The 18,433-nt window shown below is 56.3% G+C and carries 14 protein-coding genes; 2 read left to right on the top strand and 12 right to left on the bottom strand.

Annotation, left to right across the window (positions count from 1 at the left end):
• Positions 1-28 precede the first annotated feature (28 nt).
• The gene (locus tag WN73_RS16205) at positions 29-946 is read left to right on the top strand and encodes a TauD/TfdA dioxygenase family protein (RefSeq protein ID WP_161533382.1); all 918 of its coding nucleotides are present in this window, start codon (positions 29-31) and stop codon (positions 944-946) included.
• Positions 947-1,203: 257 nt separating this feature from the next.
• Complete coding sequence (locus WN73_RS16200; protein ID WP_271553739.1) at positions 1,204-2,274, top strand: hypothetical protein; 1,071 nt, start codon at positions 1,204-1,206, stop codon at positions 2,272-2,274.
• Positions 2,275-2,623: 349 nt separating this feature from the next.
• Here WN73_RS16200 and WN73_RS16195 read toward each other — a convergent pair whose 3' ends face one another.
• The 12 genes from WN73_RS16195 to WN73_RS16140 all read right to left on the bottom strand — a co-directional run bounded on the left by WN73_RS16195 (position 2,624) and on the right by WN73_RS16140 (position 17,993).
• A complete protein-coding gene (locus tag WN73_RS16195; protein ID WP_271553737.1) occupies positions 2,624-3,877 on the bottom strand; it encodes an extracellular solute-binding protein in 1,254 nt (417 codons plus the stop codon).
• A gap of 754 nt (positions 3,878-4,631) precedes the next feature.
• Positions 4,632-6,176: a carbohydrate porin gene (locus WN73_RS16190; protein WP_271553736.1), complete on the bottom strand. Its 1,545-nt coding sequence runs from the start codon at positions 6,174-6,176 to the stop codon at positions 4,632-4,634.
• Between the two features lie 891 nt (positions 6,177-7,067).
• On the bottom strand, positions 7,068-7,901 hold the full coding sequence (locus WN73_RS16185; RefSeq protein WP_271553734.1) for a class I SAM-dependent methyltransferase: 834 nt from the start codon (positions 7,899-7,901) through the stop codon (positions 7,068-7,070).
• A 484-nt stretch (positions 7,902-8,385) separates the two neighbouring features.
• Positions 8,386-9,300 carry a branched-chain amino acid transaminase gene (locus tag WN73_RS16180; protein ID WP_271553732.1) on the bottom strand — a complete coding sequence of 305 codons (915 nt, stop codon included), beginning with the start codon at positions 9,298-9,300 and terminating at the stop codon, positions 8,386-8,388.
• A 40-nt stretch (positions 9,301-9,340) separates the two neighbouring features.
• Positions 9,341-10,456, bottom strand: coding sequence for an aminotransferase class I/II-fold pyridoxal phosphate-dependent enzyme (locus WN73_RS16175; RefSeq protein WP_271553730.1), 1,116 nt, complete (start codon positions 10,454-10,456; stop codon positions 9,341-9,343).
• Positions 10,457-10,951: 495 nt separating this feature from the next.
• A complete protein-coding gene (locus tag WN73_RS16170) occupies positions 10,952-11,740 on the bottom strand; it encodes a class I SAM-dependent methyltransferase (RefSeq protein ID WP_271553728.1) in 789 nt (262 codons plus the stop codon).
• A 117-nt stretch (positions 11,741-11,857) separates the two neighbouring features.
• A complete protein-coding gene (locus tag WN73_RS16165; protein ID WP_271553727.1) occupies positions 11,858-12,466 on the bottom strand; it encodes a CDP-alcohol phosphatidyltransferase family protein in 609 nt (202 codons plus the stop codon).
• Positions 12,467-12,473: 7 nt separating this feature from the next.
• The gene (locus WN73_RS16160; protein WP_271553725.1) at positions 12,474-13,256 is read right to left on the bottom strand and encodes a phosphocholine cytidylyltransferase family protein; all 783 of its coding nucleotides are present in this window, start codon (positions 13,254-13,256) and stop codon (positions 12,474-12,476) included.
• 140 nt (positions 13,257-13,396) lie between these two features.
• Positions 13,397-14,260, bottom strand: a complete 864-nt coding sequence (gene aepX, locus WN73_RS16155; protein WP_271553772.1) for a phosphoenolpyruvate mutase — start codon at positions 14,258-14,260, stop codon at positions 13,397-13,399.
• Positions 14,261-14,861: 601 nt separating this feature from the next.
• Entirely contained in the window at positions 14,862-15,092 is a 231-nt protein-coding gene (locus tag WN73_RS16150; RefSeq protein ID WP_271553770.1) for a hypothetical protein, read from the bottom strand.
• A gap of 1,205 nt (positions 15,093-16,297) precedes the next feature.
• Positions 16,298-17,131: a Crp/Fnr family transcriptional regulator gene (locus WN73_RS16145; protein WP_271553723.1), complete on the bottom strand. Its 834-nt coding sequence runs from the start codon at positions 17,129-17,131 to the stop codon at positions 16,298-16,300.
• 385 nt (positions 17,132-17,516) lie between these two features.
• A complete protein-coding gene (locus WN73_RS16140) occupies positions 17,517-17,993 on the bottom strand; it encodes an Lrp/AsnC family transcriptional regulator (RefSeq protein ID WP_271553721.1) in 477 nt (158 codons plus the stop codon).
• Positions 17,994-18,433 lie beyond the last annotated feature (440 nt).

The raw sequence follows: 18,433 nt of genomic DNA, 5'->3' as shown, positions 1-18,433 counted from the left end.
CACAGGCATTGCCCCGGCAAGCGCTGAAATGGATATGGTTTCAAAAGGAACTCCGATGTTCACAATTACAAAGCTTTCTTCCGCAATCGGCGCGGATGTCGCCAATGTTGATCTCCGCAGATTGGCGGAATCGAAAGACGCCGCCGTTGTCGCTGCGCTTCGCGAAACGCTCGAAACGCACCTTGTGCTTCGCTTTCGTAGCCAGCATCTGTCACCAAGCGAATTCGTCGCGCTTGCGTCTGCCTTCGGCCATACAAAGACGCTAAAGCGCGCCGCAGCCTCAAGTAGCGCGCATTTGCCTGGCCATCCTGAAATCAAGGTCGTCTCGAACGTAGCGAATGATGATGGCCGCCCGATCGGTGACGGTGGTTCCTCTGAGAATTACTGGCACACCGATGGCACCTATCTGCCACGGCCGGTCAAGTTGACGTTCTTGTACGGACGCGAGTCGCCAAAAACAAATCCACCGAAGACCTTTTTCATGAACCTCTCCGATGTCCATGATCGCCTGCCTCACTGCTTGACATCCTATCTGAGCCGACTGAGTTGCATCCATTATTCACAGTATAATTTCGCTGCTGAATATGCCGAGCAAATTGCAGCACTCCCCGAAGGGGCCGATCGTCGGCATATTGGGCCCAGCTTTCCGCTCGTGCGCCTGAATCCCCATAGCGGAAGACCATCCTTGTATCTCCCTCGACAGCGACAATGCCTTATCGAAGGCTTGACGGGCGCAGAGAGTGAGAAGCTCTCTGACCTGCTATGGACATACGTCGAAGCCTATAACGATACATGGGGCGACGTGATAGGTGTCGATGATCTCTTCGTTTTCGATAACAGTTACACGCTTCATAGACGTGAGGCGTTCGACTCTCGAGAACGGCGCGTCCTATGGCACATCACGACGGAGGGCGAACCACCCATTCCGTATGCATTGGCGTCCTAATCTAAGTCGCTAGGGCCAAGTGGCAGCAGAAAGAGTTGCGACAGATTGAAGGTGGGCTGTGCCATCTGACCTGTAGCGATTCATCCATGCCCGCGAAGACGAGCCTACCCTCGGTCCGAGAGTGCCGAAAACTGGCGGGCCGTTTCCCGGACCACAAGTCGCACCATCATTGGAGAAGTGGGGTGGTTCCCTGTTCGTCGACAATTTCAGAGCCCGCCCCGAGATCGGCGGCCGCGCTGTTTTCGAACGAGCTGTTTATGAATGGCGGCACGTTTCCTGCTATTGTGTTTTGGCGACCGCCGACCGGCACCAACCCAACCGTCGTTTTCTTGCCTGGCGGTGGCCATCTGGCCCGGGTCGCATATGGCCACCCGGGCGCGGATCCACGGGACTTCCTCGACTTCTGGCTGCGTGAGGTCGGATGGGGGCTTCTGGCCGTCTCCTATCCCAGTGATCATCCCATCTTTCCCCGGCTTTATCCCGAGATGACCGTGAGCGACTGGGGGGCATCGGTGACCGCGACCACCCTCGGCCTTTTGGCCCCCTGTCCTGCGCCACGGCGAGTCGTCGTGGCCGGCTGGAGCATGGCGGGCCGGGTTGCGCGCTCAGTCTGTCGAGGCCTCGCCCGAGGCGGTTTGCCGCCGATCGGCTTTATTTCGCTCGCTGCGAGCGCTCCGTTTCCCGGCCTGGTGCCCGTCTTCGAGAGGGGCGAGCCCGTGACGGAGGCGGGCTTGTGGGCTCTCTCGGCCAATGAGCCCGGTCTACCAACGCGTCACTCAAATTGGTGTGCTGAACTTGCTGCCCAAGCGGCCGACAATGAGCGCGTGATCATCCCCGAAGAGGTCTATCAACGGGACTATCGTGTAAATACGCCGCTTCTGTTGCGCGGAGAGCCGCAATTTCTGCGATCGCGCAGCGCGGTCGTTTCGGTTACCGAAGTGACGGACGAACTCGGCACTTTCGATTTTGGCTCCCATCCGCTGACGGGTGTAATAGCGCCGACGCGGTCTTCTGATGCGCGTCACGCGCTGACCGATTCACTCACCTGGGGTTTCCTGAACGCACAGCACGTCTTCGAGCGCTACGTTACCGGATGCCCCGACCTTTCCACTATCCGTCCTCAGCTGTGGGAGCAGTTGCGGTCGCTGATGTTAGATTTGCCACGCCGGCTCACGCGTACTGTATCAGGCGGTCATTTCTTCTTCATAGGTGAGCGCGGCGCCAAAGCAACAGCACATCATCTGACAAATCTCGCCAGCGAAATCGTATCCCTGCAGGCCGAAGTCTCGGCCATCTTGTGCAGTCAACCGGCACCAGCAAGGAAATAATGACAGCCTTCAGCCGTTTCAAAGCAGGCACTCAGTGCATTCATACGCATTTCTGATGATGCCCGCGCCCCTCACAAGGTGTCGCTAAAGCTTGTCCGAAAGCACGTGTCGGCCTCCGAAGCTGGTCGGTCGACCAGTCCGATCACACTCCGGCCTGCTAGTTATACAGACGCAATCCAAACATGGTTGACGATCCCTCGATCGTATTGGGGGCGGCAGGCGCTCGCCCCTCAGCCGGTCGGCGAGGTTGCTGGGCGTCAAACGAACGACCGCTACGATGCTGCTGGTACACGCCGTCCACGAAGAAAAGATCAGAGATGCGGTACAGGAGCGGCGCCTTAACACGTCATCACTTCTTTAGAATGAGCTTGCGCGCCTCCTTGGCGGCGTCATCGAGCGCCGCCTGCGCCGAGAGTTTACTGCCTAACACCAGTTGCATCTTGTCCACGATCATCGCCGCGGCCTTCGTGCTGTTCTCGCCCGGAAATGCATACCAAGCCACCAGATTGCTGAGTTGCCGCAGCGGAACGTTGTAGTTCGGCCTTTCCCGATAAAGCTCCCGTAGCTGTGGATCCAACAGGGCGGCCGTGTTGATTGGTGTATAGCCGGTCATGGCCGCCATGATTGCCTGTGCCCGCGGGCTTGCTGCGAACTTGATGTATTTCCACGCTGCTTCCTGCCGAGCGGTGTCCTTGGTTAGCATCATCATTCCGTTGCCGGCGGCCAACGTCTTGCCGTCGTGAGCCAAAGGGATCGGCGTCATCGTAAGCATGAAATGCCGACCGATCTTCTGTTCGAAATCGGTGAGAAGGCTGCTGGACGTCAAGTAGATGCCAATCTTGCCGCCGACAAAGGACTGACGGGCGTTGTCACGCGACAAGTTGATCATACCAGAATCTGCGGCGCGCGCTACGGTTGCCATAGCGGCAAGCCCTTGCCGCTGGTCGAAGGCGATATCGTCCTCGCCCTTGGTCATCATCCTGCCGCCATGCGCAAAAAGCAGTGTTTCAAAGCCCCACGCGCCATTGGCATTATACTCCATGTAGAACCCGCTGATGTTCGGCTCCAGCTTTGAGATCTTCTTTGCCAAATCGAAAACGTCGTCCCAGGTCGTGGGGAGATTGGCAGGGTCAGCGCCGGCGCGGGCGAGAAGGGCATTATTGTAGAACAGCACTGGCGTCGTCAGCGAATAAGGGACGGCATAAGCTTTGTCACCGGTCGATCCGATGTTTCGAATGGCGTCAGCAACACCCTGCTGAGTCCACTCCGGTTCGGCCGAGATAAAGCGGTCGAGCGGTACGGCAAGGCCACGATCGGCCAGCAGCCGTATATAATTTAGGCCCTGGTGCGAGACGTCAGGCGCGTCGTTAATCAATTGGGCGCGCAATGTACTTTGCAATAGTTCGTCGTAGCTCTTCGCCGTTTCGAACTTGATTGTGATCTCGGGGTTCGCTTTCGTGAATTCGGCCGCGACTGCATTGTACATCGCAGAAAAATTGGCGGGCGAATAGCTCACACGCAGTTCCAGCGCGTAAACCATGCTCGGTCTGGCGATAACAATCGGAACCGCCAAGAACAAAGCCACCGCAAGCAGACGTCTCATTGTTAGTCTCCAATCAATAGAATACAGCGAGCAAGCGTCTCAATCGGCCGCTCGCCGCGGGTATGGTTTCTACAGCATTTGCGCCGATCACCAGTGAAACCAAGGAGCAGGCGTCAGGCTGGAGCTTTTCCGATCGGTCGGCCGTCAACGACGCGTTGTGCCATTGTCTCCACATCTCGTCACAGCGATAAATTCCTCGACATCTCGATCGCGCTCGCTCGCGAAGGACTTCAAGAGGTGGATAGCGACATGCAAATGACAAGCATCGAAAAATTATATGAGAAACGCGCAACATGTAATCATCGCGTGCTCTGGGTGGCTTGATGATCACCGAATTGCGATTGTCGGCCGAAACAACGGCAAATGATCTCCGCGGCCGAACGCGGCGGGAAAATCGAACACTGGATACGTCCGCGCTAAGCAAGATCAGGTGTGCATTGCGAGACCGGCCCAAGCCGCGGCTAGGCAGGTTGAGCGTCCGGCTAGAAGTACAGGAGTTCAGCTCCTCCGAAGCAATAAGTCGCGAATAGCCACTGACCGGCGAGCCGCTCGTTGTGGCTCTGTAAGCATGGATCGGGTGTGGACCAAACCAATCAAACTGCGAGGGGACGCCATTGGCGTCGCCCACGCGTGCACTGAGCATAAGTTCGGACGCATCATTTGCGTGTCGGCTCGCCCGGTTTCTCCCGGGGCTCTACGATTTCAGCTTATCCACTCTTGAGCGGCTTCTTCACGTATGACGCGAGCGACTCCGCTAGAAGAATATCGATGTAGACGCTGAGAAATTTAGGGCATGGCCGATTTGGGGCGTGTATGTGATGCTTGTCGGGTGATCGATATATGTCAGCCCCAAGCTCGCGTATATTCCCGGGCCAAGATGCGCAGTATATGTTCCGGAGATTGCTTTCGCGTCCCGATGAACGAGATTTCCTTTGGCCGCCGCAGCATCGACTGCAAATCTGCTCCACACCGTGTCGGTAGCAACAAGCGAGATTTGATCACTGGGCCGACTATCAAAGATTCCCTTCGCGTAAAGCCGGACCTCATAATACTGGCTAACCTTGTTGAGGTCAGGCGGAGCTCCCATAACCGAGAATCCACCATAGATGCCACGAGATGCGGCGTCATGGACATGGCTCTGCCAGAGTTGCCTGTCGGCAGCGACGTAATAAAGGCTATTCTCGTCAGCTCTCGATTGGGTTGGAGATGCCAAGTTCGTGTAGTGGCTGTTGTTGAAGCCAACACCCGCCCGCAACCACGTCTCGGGTAAACCGGGAGCCGCGCTGTTGCGATAACCGCTCTCGTCAAGCAACAGCAGGCCCGCGTTCGCTGTACTCCAGTTTAAGCCCGTTGAATTTGCAGTTATATGCGCAAACACCCCGTCTGGACTGGTAGAGCGTTGGAACGACACTTTGTTGTACAGTCGGTCATCGAAATGGTAGGTCAGGTTGAGAGTCGGTGTCGGCGCGGGCGCGAAGTTCATCCCTCCTTGATACAGCACATTCGATGAGGGTCCGAAGACGTTTGCTCCTGGATTTCCTCCGACCACCGTGCCGGCTAACTCATACGAGTTCATGAGGTAGCCGACTTTGAGCTCGAGCTTCCGATCAAAAAAGGTTTGGTAGTAGGCGATGGTATTGATCCCCCATCTATCTGGGCCGCCGGGCTGCCATGTCCAAGCTTGCTGCTCGGTTCCTACAATGATCTGACCGTCGGGGATTCCATACCGGCTGAGATCATAAGTCACCATCATGTAATTTAGGGTATAGAAAGTCGGATTCTGTCCGCTATATAGTTGGTTGGCGATGGTGCTCTTGGCTGCATTCGGCAGAAGGTTGTTAACGTAGGTATTTTGCGTCCAAGCAATGTATCCGATCCCAATCTCTGCGAGCGCGGATCTTATGCCTCCTTTGTCCTGAACCAAGGTATCGGCTGGGCCAGGTAAGTTGACCTCCAATCCCTTTATGCGGAGGTTTTCGAACTTTGCGAATGGGCCGGGCTGGGGGTTGATAGCTTTGGCTGGGCGAGCGTCAGCACGCGCTGTTCGTTTTTCACCAGTATCACTCCCAAGTTGGACCATCTTCTTTTGAACTTTTCTCTTAGCGGCCGCGCTCAGAGTGTCGCTTTTCTGATTGGACATATTGGTCGTTTGTGCCAGCGCCCTTCCGGGAATTAGACTTGCTGCCAGGATACATGCAACCGCTAGCTCCGCTTTTCTAATGGATCGAAAGCGGAACGCATGTCCTGATGCCGAGTATGACGGTCTTGTCTGATCATTTTGTACATCGTTACTGTTCATCTTAACGCGCATAGAATCCCCCAGACGCGGTTAAAGCCGTTGCGCGCTGTGTTTGGCATCGTGACCGCAACTGGAGGATGACAAGCATCGGATAATTCGATGTGATCACCTGTAAGATGCGATGACGCTAACTGTTTGGGATACGATTGCGAGGCGACTGCGCAGCAAGATCACTCTACGGGCAGGCGGACCGTCCAAGTTATCGGGATCTGAGTGTGGTCAAGTGGAAGACGCCCGGATTGGAAGGCTGTCCGGGGCGGTCATCGCCTTTTGGATTATCCGACGGTGCAGTTGAAGCGTGGTGCGTTATGACCTCGGCCGGAATGATCCAGATTTGATCAGGCGCGTATTCGGACTTCTGCTCAGTGCCAGCCGGTTGTGGCGACAATCGAGACGGCTCCCAAGCAATCGGACAAGTTCCGACTTGGTCCGGTGTCGGATCCACGTCTGCCTCGAGCCGAGAGCGTACCCTTCCATTTTCTGCGCGAAGAAGGAGACTCGGTTGCGTTGAATCGGCCGGTCATCATCGGGGCCACGCTCTAGGAGCAACCGTTGTCCGCATGTTGGCATCCCGCGAAAAAGAGATCAATGCCAGGCAAGCTCATAGCCGGCTTGGTCGGCTGCCAGCTGGTCCTGACAGGGCGACGAACACAATCGTGAGACGCCTCCGTCTCTGGGCGCGATCTAGACGGTGTCGCAGACAGCCCAGGCCCATTCCAGCGCCAGTCGCGCGAGCCAGACCCAGCCTTTGCAAGGATCGGTCGACGAGCATCTGCACCGATCGCGCGCAGCTGCTGCGGCCCACTCAACAGTCCGGCACGACCGGCATCGAGCCTGGATGGGAGCCAAACGTCGATCACCCGGCGGCTTTTGGCAGTTCGGATAAGCAAGTTAGCGCTTCCCCAGCGGTTGCTCCTCAGGTGGGGCTCGGCTCAAAACGAGATCAGTCAGCCAGTCAACAGTGACATAACCTGACGCGTCCTGGTGCCGGTCGAGAAGGCCATCGAGCTCCTTGGCGATCGTTACGGCGCCAGACCTAGCGATCGCCGTCTTTATATGTCCTGATTGACAGTAGCCGCGAAACTGCTGTGCGGTCATCGTCTGGCGCCATTCGAGCTTGTAGCGCTCCACAGCGACCCAGTCGTGCCTCGAACGGAGTTCCGCTTCGAAATCAGCCTTCCCATAACCGCCCCAGAAATCAGAGTAGTGGTCTCGGCGAAATCCGGGGATGTGGCGCTCTTGCAGGCTGGCGAAATCATCGAGAAATGCGCTTTCCTCGTGCCGATGCTTATTCTGTAGCAGCAGCAATGTTCCGGAAGGCTTCAGCGCCCGTGCAGCCTCGTGGTAGAATACGGGCCGATCGAACCAGTTAGCCGCGGTTGCTGCCGTCACAAGTTCACATGAATGATCTGAGAGCGGTAGCATCTCAGCAAATCCGGCGAGGACGTCGAGGCCACGAAACGTCGCGGACCGCTCCTTCGCAACGGCGGCCATATCGCTGTTTGGCTCAATGCAGGTTAGGCGCTCAATGCTCGGAACTGACGCCATTAGCTGTCTGCTGAAAATCCCCGTTCCCGCGCCGATGTCTGCGGCTGACCGCAGTGGCGCAAGTGGCGAATGATAGTCCGTGAGGATTTCAAAGACCGCGTGAGGATATCTCGGCCTATACTCGTCGTAGTCCAGAGCGGCGCCGTTATAGAGTTGCCAAGTCACCCGTTCATTCATAACGGTCCTCGAGCGGAGAAGTTAAACAAACGAGAGCGGCATCCGTCACGCCGATAGAAGCCGAGCGAGTAGCTTCGAATCCAACTGATGGCGGGATCGTTCCCGCACGTTCAGGGCGACAAAGACAGTAAAGGTACCCCGAATGCGGACGAATTCATCAAATCTGCGATCAATCACGCCGTCTATCCTATCAAGTAGCGCTCAAGACGCAGACTACAAATACCAGTAGGTGACCAGCATAAGAGCGAGAGGGGAGGGGCGCACACATTCCGGGTGCCGCTGTGGTACCAATAGCGCCGCCCGCGGTTGATGGCGCGGTCCTTTACCGAGGTTAGCGACCGCCAGCAGCGTCCGCCGCGCGTTAAGCAATTAGATTCGGCACTTCGGCAGTTCTGGGTTGGACAACCGCAATAATCCGCCGATGATGACATCAATGACTACGGCTAGGGGCTAAGTTGAGGTCCTCCCGTTCGCATCAATGTCTTCAAAATACAGGAGTTCGCCATGCCCCGTGTGCGGTATTCGTTCCGGTGGCGATTGCAAGGTAGATTTCGATGAGTTGCTGTGTGATCGCTCCTGGTTGACCACTCCCTACGGCCATGCGGTCGATCGACGTCACCGGAGTGATTTCGGCGCCGGTACCGCAGTAAAACACCTCTTGGGCAAGGATAAGTTCCGTCCGGTCGACATCGCGCTCGACGGTATCTACCCCGAGATACTCTCGTGCTAAATGAATAACAGTCTGGCGGGTGATCGATTCCAGTATATCGCTGGTTCCGCTTGGCGTTATCAACTGACCATCGCGAACCATGAAAATACACATTGCTGGCGCCTCCGCCAGTTTTCCTCTCGAATTAAGGAGAAAAGCGATATCGTATCCATCGAGTTGGGCCTGCATCATGGCCAATCGTGCGTTGTGATAGTTTGCATTGCATTTGATGCGTGCGGGCATGACGTTGTCCGGCATGCGCATCCAGGAACTGATCTGAGCAGAAGCGCCTTCGACGGATTGTCTAGTGGCCCCGCGGGGCAAGGCCGTAATCGCAGTTCCTACAGGTCCTTTTGCTACCAACTCGCCAAGCCCATCAATGAAAGCCATCATCCGAATATGCACCGTCGTGCGAAATGCATTTGCACGGCAGAGATGAATGAGTGCCTCGATCAGCTTATCGCTGGAGATCGGCTGATCGAACCTCATTGCCTTTTGCGAGAAGGCATATCGCTCGAGGTGCTCCGCAAGACGAAAGAGATACAATTGCTGGACGTTTTCGTTCCAATAGCCGCGTATTCCTTCGAAAACACCAATGCCGTACTTCGCCAGGGGCGAGAATACATGCACCCTGGCGTCATCCCATCTGACAATTCGGCCGTTGAGATAGGCAAATTCTGGCGCCAACATCTATGCTTACACCCTATTCTGAGTTGTCATGATCCGTGAGTTAAGTCCGACTGAGGAGTAAGGCCGCTAGAACACTCAGTCCACGTCGGAGGTCCTCGTGGGTTGACGGAGCGATCAGCGATGCTCTGATGTTGTGCTCGACGTTGATGCCAGGTGTCGCAAACACTTGCGGATGTCTCAGGCTTACGCCCTTCGCGCGAGCAGCTTGGATGAATGGTTCTGCTGTCCAGGGAGATGGCAAGTCGATCCAGACGTGCAAGGACGATTTGTTCGTGTGCATGACCCCTAAATGCCCAAGCATCTCCTGCGCAATGCCTTGCCGGGCCGCGATCTCGTTTGATATCTGTCCGACAATGTGACTTGCGGCACCACTTTCGATCAGGTGAGTGATAATGGCCGCGGATAACCCTGGTACAAACCAACTCGAGACGCTTGGTATTGGTCGAAGAAGATCGGCAAGGCTGTCGTCCGATGGCGCAATAAGATACGCAGTCCGCAATCCGATACCCAAGCACTTTGAGACGCTCATCAGGTACCAAGTGAGATCGGGGGCGATCGAAGCGAGCGGAGGGGGCGCATTCTTGGTTATAAGGCCATGTACGTCATCTTCGATAATGGGAAGAGCATACTTGCGGGCCACTCGAGCGACCCTCTTTCTGCGCTCAAGCGACATCATTGAAGTCGTCGGATTGTGACCTGTCGGGTTAATGTAAACGGCCGCCAGATTGTGAGCTTTGCACAAGGACTCAAGGGAATCGTCACGCATGCCGTCTTCATCTATGTCAACGGGCAAAACGCTAATCCGTCCCAGCATTGCGAGTTGGCCGATCGCTGCATAAGTCAGTTTTTCCGCGGCAATCGCAGCTCCTTTGGGAGCGAGGCGCGAGAACAGGACCATTAGCGCGTTCTGAGTGCCGCCTGTCATCAGCAAGCGGTTAGGATTCGGGGGCGCGCCGAGCCGGTTCCTCAACCAATCCGCTGCGGCCTGCTTGTCACGGGCACTCCCGTGGAAGCGATGGCGTTGTATTGTGCTGGCAAGGTCCGGTGCGCGCGCCGCTGCAGTGAGGCTTCTTTCGACATGTTCGCGGAAAGCTGGCACTTGAGGAGCCCATGTGCGCGTCATATCAATCGGTGCCGTCGCTTCACCACCAGACATGTGAACTCTCCTCGGCCGACCGATACCGCATACATCAAAGCTTTGGCTGTTGGCCGGATCTCCGCCGGCAAAGGATAGAAGCGAGGTCGGGGAGGCGACTTCTCACTATGCGGCTGATGGTAGAATCGACGGTTTCGCTTCTGCCCCAAACGGAGCGTTCCCTGGTCAGTTGCTGTTGCTCTGGGGCCAGCAAGCCTGTCAGACTGATCAAAGCATGCCGAGGTAACTGGAATTGGTTCGATGACCCCGGCCAGAGCGGCGGGCAGCGACCAACGTCATCAGCAAAAGCATGGGGAATCTGCTCGCCACCAGGAGCCGCTGCATAGAGGTCTTTCTGCCGCTCAGAATGGGCTATCATCGCGAGCCGCGAGACAACGAGAGTTCCGATCAAGGGTGCACCTCGGGCGATTGAAACTCAGCACAATCTCCATATGCGAAGCTCCGCAGGATTATTTTTTCCGATTGCTGAAGAACAATTTCCGCTGCATTCCGCTCTTAGTACCGGCCGGCGTACAAGATATCTAAGTGACATTGTTCGATAAACGAATCAGCCGGCGACAATTGGTGAAGTAGAGAGCGCAACTGTTCGTCGAATTCATCTCTTCTCTGCGTTAGTACACCTGGACAGGCCTTTGACGTGGAATACATATATTGGACGAGTTCCTCGGATGTCCACGATACCATGTAAGGGATGTGGCTCCTTGTTATGTTCGAAAACGTCGATCGGCGCAGAACAGCTTCGTGGTCCACTCGCAATTCGCGGCGCTTATCGCCACGTCCGGCGGGAAAATGGCCTCCCCACCAGGTGTGCACGAAGTCCCAGATCCTGTTCCACCAATCACTCGGTGCCGCTTCGTCGCGAACTCTTGTGATAATCGCTACCTTGCCGGACGATAGCAGGCGTCGATCAAGCGTTTCCATAACGAGCGAGCGGTCCATCCAGTGAAAGGCACTCGCGATCGTGGCCCCTTGGTAGCCGGTCAAGCCCGAATTCATCTCCTCGGCGGTGCTTTCGATCAGCGAAATGTTATGCTGGCCGCGTTCGGAGGAAAGTCGGTCGGCTTCGCCCAGCATGGCCCGATTTGGATCGACGCAGTCCACATACCCAACGCGGGGAGCAAGTCCAAGTCCGATCTGTCCGGTACCACATCCAAGATCAAGTACCCGACTTTCAGGTGTTAGAAAAAGATGTTCGCTAAGGGACCTGAAGAGTTCGTCCGGATACTCAGGTTGATAGCGAGCATAGTAAAACGCTGCTCCTTCAAAAATGCTGCTTGCTAACATCCAGCTCTCCTTTCGGCTGCTTAAGCGCCCCAAACCGGCGTCTGACGTCTCTGGGGCAGCTAAGTCTGCCTGCGAAGATCGAGAGGCCCGTACCGATACCACCTGCGCCAGGCTGGTCTAGCTTAGACCTCGCAATCCCAGAGCCGATGAAGCGATGACGACGAATATTGAGATTGCGACGTACATGGTCGTATTTGGCGCTGCGACGCGAATCGGCGCGACGTGTAGTCCTGCGAGTAGGGTGAAAGTGCTGAGCGTGAAGTGTACGAAAAACTCATCTGAAACCAACGGGCGAGCAAGGAAAATGATCGCCATCACAGGAATGTCGTATGATAGTGGGAGCCCTAGAAAACGGCCATCGCGTGAGCGGCCGAAGTTGTCAAAGTAGCTGAGCCTAATTGCTCCCGCTACGAGCAGGGTGGTCGCGGTGACGAGGGCAAAAATCGAGGCTCCGCTGAGTTGGATTAGGATTACCCCGGGCAAGACGGCTCCGTAGATGATGTCAGCAAAACCGTCGAGGCTCTTTCCCATCTTGGCAACATCTGGGTGGCGACGTTTCGTGTGAGTTGCCACTATTCCGTCGAGGTGATCGCTCAGGACTGCCCAAAGTGCTGTCGCTATCGACAGTTCAAGACGATTGGACAGGGCAAGAAACAGGCTGACCGACGAAAAAAGAAGGCCGCTAGTTGTTATGGCGTTCGCCGGATCCCAGAGATATTTGAGCATCGAAGTGTCACCTTTTGCGAGGCATGCCTTGACCTTGCGCTCCCCTGAAAAGTCGCTCTGCGACTTGCAGATCTTCAGCGGTGTCGATTTCATACCATCTGACATGGTCGCACCGCGTCGTGGCGAGCTTCAGGCCGCGCAGTTCAACAAGGTGCGAAAGAAGCTCCTCAATGTAAGCCCGGGTCACTCCGGACCCTATGATCTGGTCTAGCGCTGGAACAATCGTCGCCTTGAGGGTTTGCGCTGAAAGTCGCAATAGGTTCATCGTTTTGAAAAGCCGTGGTCCATTCGCGGCTAGGTTTGCTCCGGTTTGTCTCATACGGAACTCCGAGATGAGGCCGCTATCCGTCAACAGGACTGCCGAGCCTTCCATCGAATCGTCGAAGGGAACGATTGCTGCCACGTCGGTCACCCCTCTGTGCAGCAGATGTCGCAGCGCGTCCTCCTCGAAGAACACATCGCCCTCCAGGAGAAAGCAATCTCCGGAAAGCAGCGCGTCACGCGCGAGCCACAGCGAATAGGCACTTCCGGTACGGTCAAAAGCCGATGATTCCACATAGTTGATCGCAAGCGCGCCAAAGCGATGCCCGCACGCGTATTGAATAGCGTCCTTGCGATAACCGACCACGAGCGTCACCTCTTCGACGCCGATGGCTTCCAGATTTCGGAGGGCGTTGTAGAGAATCGGCGTGCCGTTGACTTCGACCAAGGGCTTCGGCCGGAGGTCCGTCAGCGGTCGAAGGCGAGAGCCGACGCCAGCGGCGAGAATGATTGCTCTTTTGATCGTCATTTGATCGCGGCAGCCTCAGAGGTATATCTGGTTCGTCCAAAGCGTTAGTATCTTCGACGCACATCTTGCAGCAGTTGGAGCAGCAAGCGTAGCCATTGTTGGCCTAAGCCGCCTGACCTGGACGGTGAATGACCCTAATGCTACAGCTTGTTAGGATGGAGGTACCGCGCTTCGGCGTCGGCGAGTTCATCGTAGCTGAGCAGTTCAAAAATATCTTCGAGGGGGGCGATATCGGGCTCGATGGTCGCAACGTTCTCTTCAGCGAAGATGCGGCCGCAGACCCGACGCATTGCGGCCACTGCCGCTCGCATGGAGTGATTGGCCCAAATGACCGTCGAGATGTCGGCGCGACGATACTCGCTGGTCGGTGTCCGATAGTATTTGGTTGGAACGATCACGACCGGCAACCTATTCTGCCAAGCATTTGCGAACGAAACGATTTCGTCTGCCGAGCTGCTTCGTGAGTGAATCAGGATCGCGTCGGCTCCGGCTTCCTTGTAGACGTGAGCGCGTGAAAGTGCCTCGTGCATACCGTGGCCGGCGATGAGCGCTTCGATTCGAGCCACAAGGACGAGATCGTTCGCAACCGTGTCCTTCACGGCGCGCAAGCGTCCACAGAATTCGTCAACGTCGGCGAGGGGATGACGGTTGCCAACAAACGAGTTTAGCTTCGGAAAGCAGCTGTCTTCCAGCGCAACACCCGCCGCGCCGCGCTCACGGAGCTTGCGAGCCAGCAGGCGGGCATTGTTGAAGTTCCCGAAGCCGCCATCTCCGTCGACAAGGACCGGAAGTTGGCTTGAATCCACGATCCGCTCAATGGCGTCGACAAGCTGGCTCCACGATGCTTCGTTCGCGTCGCGGTAACCTAGAGAACAGGCAATCGACAGACCGGACGCCCATAGGCCCTTGAAACCTGCTCGCTCGGCGATTGCGGCGGACAGGCCGTCATGCGCTTCCATGAGAAAGGAGAGTGCGCTGCTGGAGCAGACCTCAGCACGCAGAATATCAGCTCGAGTTAGATCGAGGGATTGATCATTGCGATGGGCGAGGAGAGATGGTGAATGATCCTGCATGCCAGATCCGTTGCCTCGAGGCCGACGTTATTCGGCTTGGAGCGTGACAGGTTTCTGACATCTCAATCAATTGCGAGAACTGGTAGGTGACATCAATGGAACGTATCGCAGCGGATGAGATGGCGTTAAGCCCGCGTACGCATTCCACCTCAAGACAACCAGATGCAGATGAGACCAACGAGTCCTTTGAGCTGCGCGCTATCCTTACCTGGTGAAACTGTTCCAGATGGAGCAGTCGATGGCGCGTCCTTGGCTCTCATCTTATGTCGTCGCACCGCACGAGTCAGGACGGCTCATGTTCAGGTGTATAACCATGTAACGCTCGTCGAGCGGACGCAATGATTGGCCGATGATTGTCGTCCGACAGAATCTGCGACGGAAAGCCGCTGGGCTGCCTAATTGAATACTTGAAATGCGTACGCTCAAGAACATCGGCTGGCCGCGGTTGGTCCTGCGATGATTAACGAGTGCCTCGGCTTCGACAGGGCAGCACAGGTGCAGAAGAACGGTCACATCCGTAATGTTCTGCTGTTCACGGGATCGGAATATCGAGCTCGATCTCACGCGTCACTTCGATGACGCTCTCTGGATGGCGTCCGTTCTTGAGGAGAGCGTATTTCAGAGCTTCAGCGCGGTTGATAAAAAGCCCACCAAACGAGCCCCGTTTTTCGCGGGCAACCCAGTTGCCGGCCCGATTTCTGCCAACAAAGACAATTGGCGGAGCGCAGTCATCTGAATGGGAACCGAGGACCTGAATCACTATGCCCTTTAGGTGAGATGACAGCTCACACTCAGTGGAACAATCCATAGCGGAGGTGCTCCGGCTCGATCGTAAAGCGACTGTCGACTTGTCGTGCTACTCACATCGCAGCATTCGAAACCAGCATCAGCGACTTCAAAGCTCGGCTATTGGCCGCCAATCGGCTGTGGCTTCCTGGGTTGCAAGTATTCATCAACCTGGAAGGAATAGCTCAAACAGGAACAGAGTTCTCCTATCAGTTCTGGGAAGAGAAGAGGGGTTCCGCGAGGATGCGCTGTCCGAGCGCGCCGACGGCGAAAAGTACCGTGTGTTTGCTTGCGGGGTATCACTCTTGATTTGGGCAGACGATGCGGTCGATGCTCAAAGGCTTTTACTTTCTCACCATTCCGGCTGTTTGCAGGTCTTCATTGATTTCGGAAGGGAAGATGTTCACCTTACGGCGCGTAGTTGATACAGACGCGCAACGCGGTCGCGAGATGGAGAATGGCCGCCGCGCGGTGCGCCGTGGAAAATGTGATGATCAATGTTCAAGATACGACAGCCCTCGGGTGGTCGCCAGCGGCCGAACTCGTTGGGGCTAAGGCAGCAGGATCTTGCATTGGTCCCCAACGTGGGCGTGCGTTTCATAGTAAATATTGAGAGCTTGAAAAGACCAGCCAAATTGGTACTTAGGCTGCTCAAAGTCCTCGGCATATCGCTTCGAGTCAACATGGCGCCAAGTGCCCCATTTGCTTCATCATCCCCCCGACGATGACAGCACCTTCGACCCGATGACTCGGTACCTCGATGAGAATCTGAGAAAATGCTCCGGCCGCGCTCGCCGACAGCCTCTAGGCCCGCTACGAGTACAAGTCGTTGGTTAATCCGCCGGCGGTTCCCCGGCTTTCCAGCATACCGAGTTGACGAAGTGTGGATGTCGCGCCCAGTAGCTTTCCGGCTTCGTTGCGCCCATCCAGCGATCCTGCTCGAGCAGAAGGCGGGATCGGTTGTCCAGCGTGCTCCCTAATCGCCGGACCGCATCGCGCGGCTGACCGATGACCCGTCCGCTTTGCGACAATCGCAAGCTGACCAACCCAGGTATCGCCGACGATCGGTTACCCACCGCCAGCTAAGCGCAAGGGGAGCGATTGATTCGTGACGGTGTGGCCTTTCCCCGGGTTGCCTCAACTTCGCGTCACAGGAACCGAGAGGACGCGGAACGCCAGTCGCTAGCTCGCCTGTTCTTCGCCGAGAGTGCCGACTGATGAGGCATAGGCAGCTGAGACGAGCTTGTAGCAACAGCATGCTTTCTCTTCGAGCAATTTGTGTTCATCGATGTGCAAGACGCCCCGCATCTTGCGAATCAGCCCTTGCTCCTCGAAGCGGATCAAGGCTTCGGTCACCCCGGCGCGGCGCAGTCCCAGCACCGAGGAAAGGTAATCGTGGGTGACTGGCAGCACGCGGGCGTCAACAGCTTCACTAGCAAGGCAAATCCAGCTCGCGAGGCGCTGTTCGCGATGGTGCCGAACCCCGCACAATCCTGTCTGGACGCACTGAAATGTCAGCGCTTGCACGTACTCAAACAGATGGTCTCTGATCTCGGGATGCACCTTCATGATCCGACGAAGATCTTCGACGCGAATTCTGTGGGCGCTTCCAGGGAAGACGACGACAGATTGATGGATTGAAAGATGTCCTCCCCACAAGAAGGAAGTGCCGACCACGCCCCGATAGCCTATGACTGCCGTTTCGAGCATACTGCCCGCGGCAACAACTCTGAGCGAGACGAGGCCGCTCTCTACAAAATAGACGTGCTCGGCCGGCCTTTTTGGCTCTTGCAAAACCATCCGTTCTTTCAAGGCGACCGGCTCGAGGCACTCCCCTATTGCCACAAGCTGTTGGATAGGAAGACGCGCCAAGATTACGTTCTTCACAAAGGGCCGCTTCGCGGGACGCACCGGAAAAGAACGCTGATGCTCCGGTCGTGTGCCGGGCAGCTGCTTGAGAGCACTATCTTGAGAGCAGTCAAACACTTCGAGGACGGCGGGCACGCGGTCGGTCATGGTCCCTCCCCTGGCAGGAGGCTTTTGCTAGCCTGCGCCTGACCGTAACGAGAACGTGATTGCGACTATAGCAGCCTCTTCATCTTGATTGATGCAACGAGTAACTCAGTGGAGCCCAAATCCCGCGTTGATGGGCCTGTCTTCGACGAATTTCGACCAAGCGAATGGAGGCGCTCGCGCCGGCTGACTCAACGCGCCCCATTCTTGCTTTTGCACCTTGTCGCTAGCGATACGATGATGGCGTCCACGACATTGCCGTATGACCGGGCTCTATGTGCGTCTTTTCTTGCTATGCTGATTGCGATCCCAAGAAGCCACCGGAGAGTGGAACGGTCAGGTCAACACCTCGATTGCGGGCGCGAGACGATCGCCCGCATCGGTGCAATCAATCGTCTGGGGGAAGCTCAACCGGAACAGCAAATCCAACCTTTACGCGATCCAATATGACCATGCTCTTGAAGCCTTTGATGTCGCGAGTTTCGTAGAAGAAGCGCCGCGTGAACTCCTCGTACTCCTCCATGGACCGCGCGGTAATGTACAGGACGAAGTCGGCATCGCCCGTGACGTAAAAGCCGTTGACGACGTCGATTGATGATTTGATGGCTTTTTTAAACCTATCGATGATATCGGCGCTTTCCCGCTCCAAGGTCACCAGTGCAAGCACTTGAATAGGTCGTCCGACCGCCCTCGGCGATACAACCGACACGTCGGCCTGGATGATGCCCTCCGAGCGGAGCCTCTTTAACCGTCGTTGGCATGCGGTAGGAGAAAGCCCGGTCATCTCGCCAATCACATCTGAAGTCAGACGGTTATTCTTTTGCACGATCTCAAGAATGCGGGCATCTATCCGGTCGTACTGCATAGCCCACCTCCAGCCTGAGACGAATTTCGCCGCCAGATGACCACTCCGCGCAGGAAACCATCGAGGGTGAAAAATACGAGGAAATCTTCCGTGACAAAGGCCCAACTTGGATGGGTTTTGATCAAAGTAGGGATGAGGGGCCTTGCCGTCGGCATTCTGCGGTAGGGAGCGAAGCCGCAAAGCCGGCCTATCGGATGAGATCCGGGCCTTCGTTTTCGACAAAGATGTGAACCAAAGCGGAGCCGAAACGCAACCGGGCCTTTTGTGTGTCGCCGCCTAAGACGACAACGCTCTACGTGCACTCATCAAGTCGATGAAGCCAAACGTGGTCTTGCCTTAATCCGACATCTCGTCGCCTCATCCGCCACGACCGCCTCGAGAGCTATGCGGGATTTTGGGTGACGAGGCGATCAGGCGGCGTGGTTTGCCGGCATTCGGAT

It is taken from the genome of Bradyrhizobium sp. CCBAU 45394, assembly GCF_028128655.1.
GTDB classification, from domain to species: domain Bacteria; phylum Pseudomonadota; class Alphaproteobacteria; order Rhizobiales; family Xanthobacteraceae; genus Bradyrhizobium; species Bradyrhizobium diazoefficiens.
This window is presented reverse-complemented; position numbering and strand designations above follow the sequence as displayed.

Excerpts from the sequence above, each read along its gene's own strand:
- WN73_RS16205 (WP_161533382.1), top strand. The coding sequence starts at position 29 with ATGGATATGGTTTCAAAAGGAACTCCGATGTTCACAATTACAAAGCTT.
- WN73_RS16200 (WP_271553739.1), top strand. The coding sequence starts at position 1,204 with ATGAATGGCGGCACGTTTCCTGCTATTGTGTTTTGGCGACCGCCGACC.
- WN73_RS16195 (WP_271553737.1), bottom strand. The coding sequence starts at position 3,877 with ATGAGACGTCTGCTTGCGGTGGCTTTGTTCTTGGCGGTTCCGATTGTT.
- WN73_RS16190 (WP_271553736.1), bottom strand. The coding sequence starts at position 6,176 with ATGAACAGTAACGATGTACAAAATGATCAGACAAGACCGTCATACTCG.
- WN73_RS16185 (WP_271553734.1), bottom strand. The coding sequence starts at position 7,901 with ATGAATGAACGGGTGACTTGGCAACTCTATAACGGCGCCGCTCTGGAC.
- WN73_RS16180 (WP_271553732.1), bottom strand. The coding sequence starts at position 9,300 with ATGTTGGCGCCAGAATTTGCCTATCTCAACGGCCGAATTGTCAGATGG.
- WN73_RS16175 (WP_271553730.1), bottom strand. The coding sequence starts at position 10,456 with ATGTCTGGTGGTGAAGCGACGGCACCGATTGATATGACGCGCACATGG.
- WN73_RS16170 (WP_271553728.1), bottom strand. The coding sequence starts at position 11,740 with ATGTTAGCAAGCAGCATTTTTGAAGGAGCAGCGTTTTACTATGCTCGC.
- WN73_RS16165 (WP_271553727.1), bottom strand. The coding sequence starts at position 12,466 with ATGCTCAAATATCTCTGGGATCCGGCGAACGCCATAACAACTAGCGGC.
- WN73_RS16160 (WP_271553725.1), bottom strand. The coding sequence starts at position 13,256 with ATGACGATCAAAAGAGCAATCATTCTCGCCGCTGGCGTCGGCTCTCGC.
- WN73_RS16145 (WP_271553723.1), bottom strand. The coding sequence starts at position 17,131 with ATGACCGACCGCGTGCCCGCCGTCCTCGAAGTGTTTGACTGCTCTCAA.
- WN73_RS16140 (WP_271553721.1), bottom strand. The coding sequence starts at position 17,993 with ATGCAGTACGACCGGATAGATGCCCGCATTCTTGAGATCGTGCAAAAG.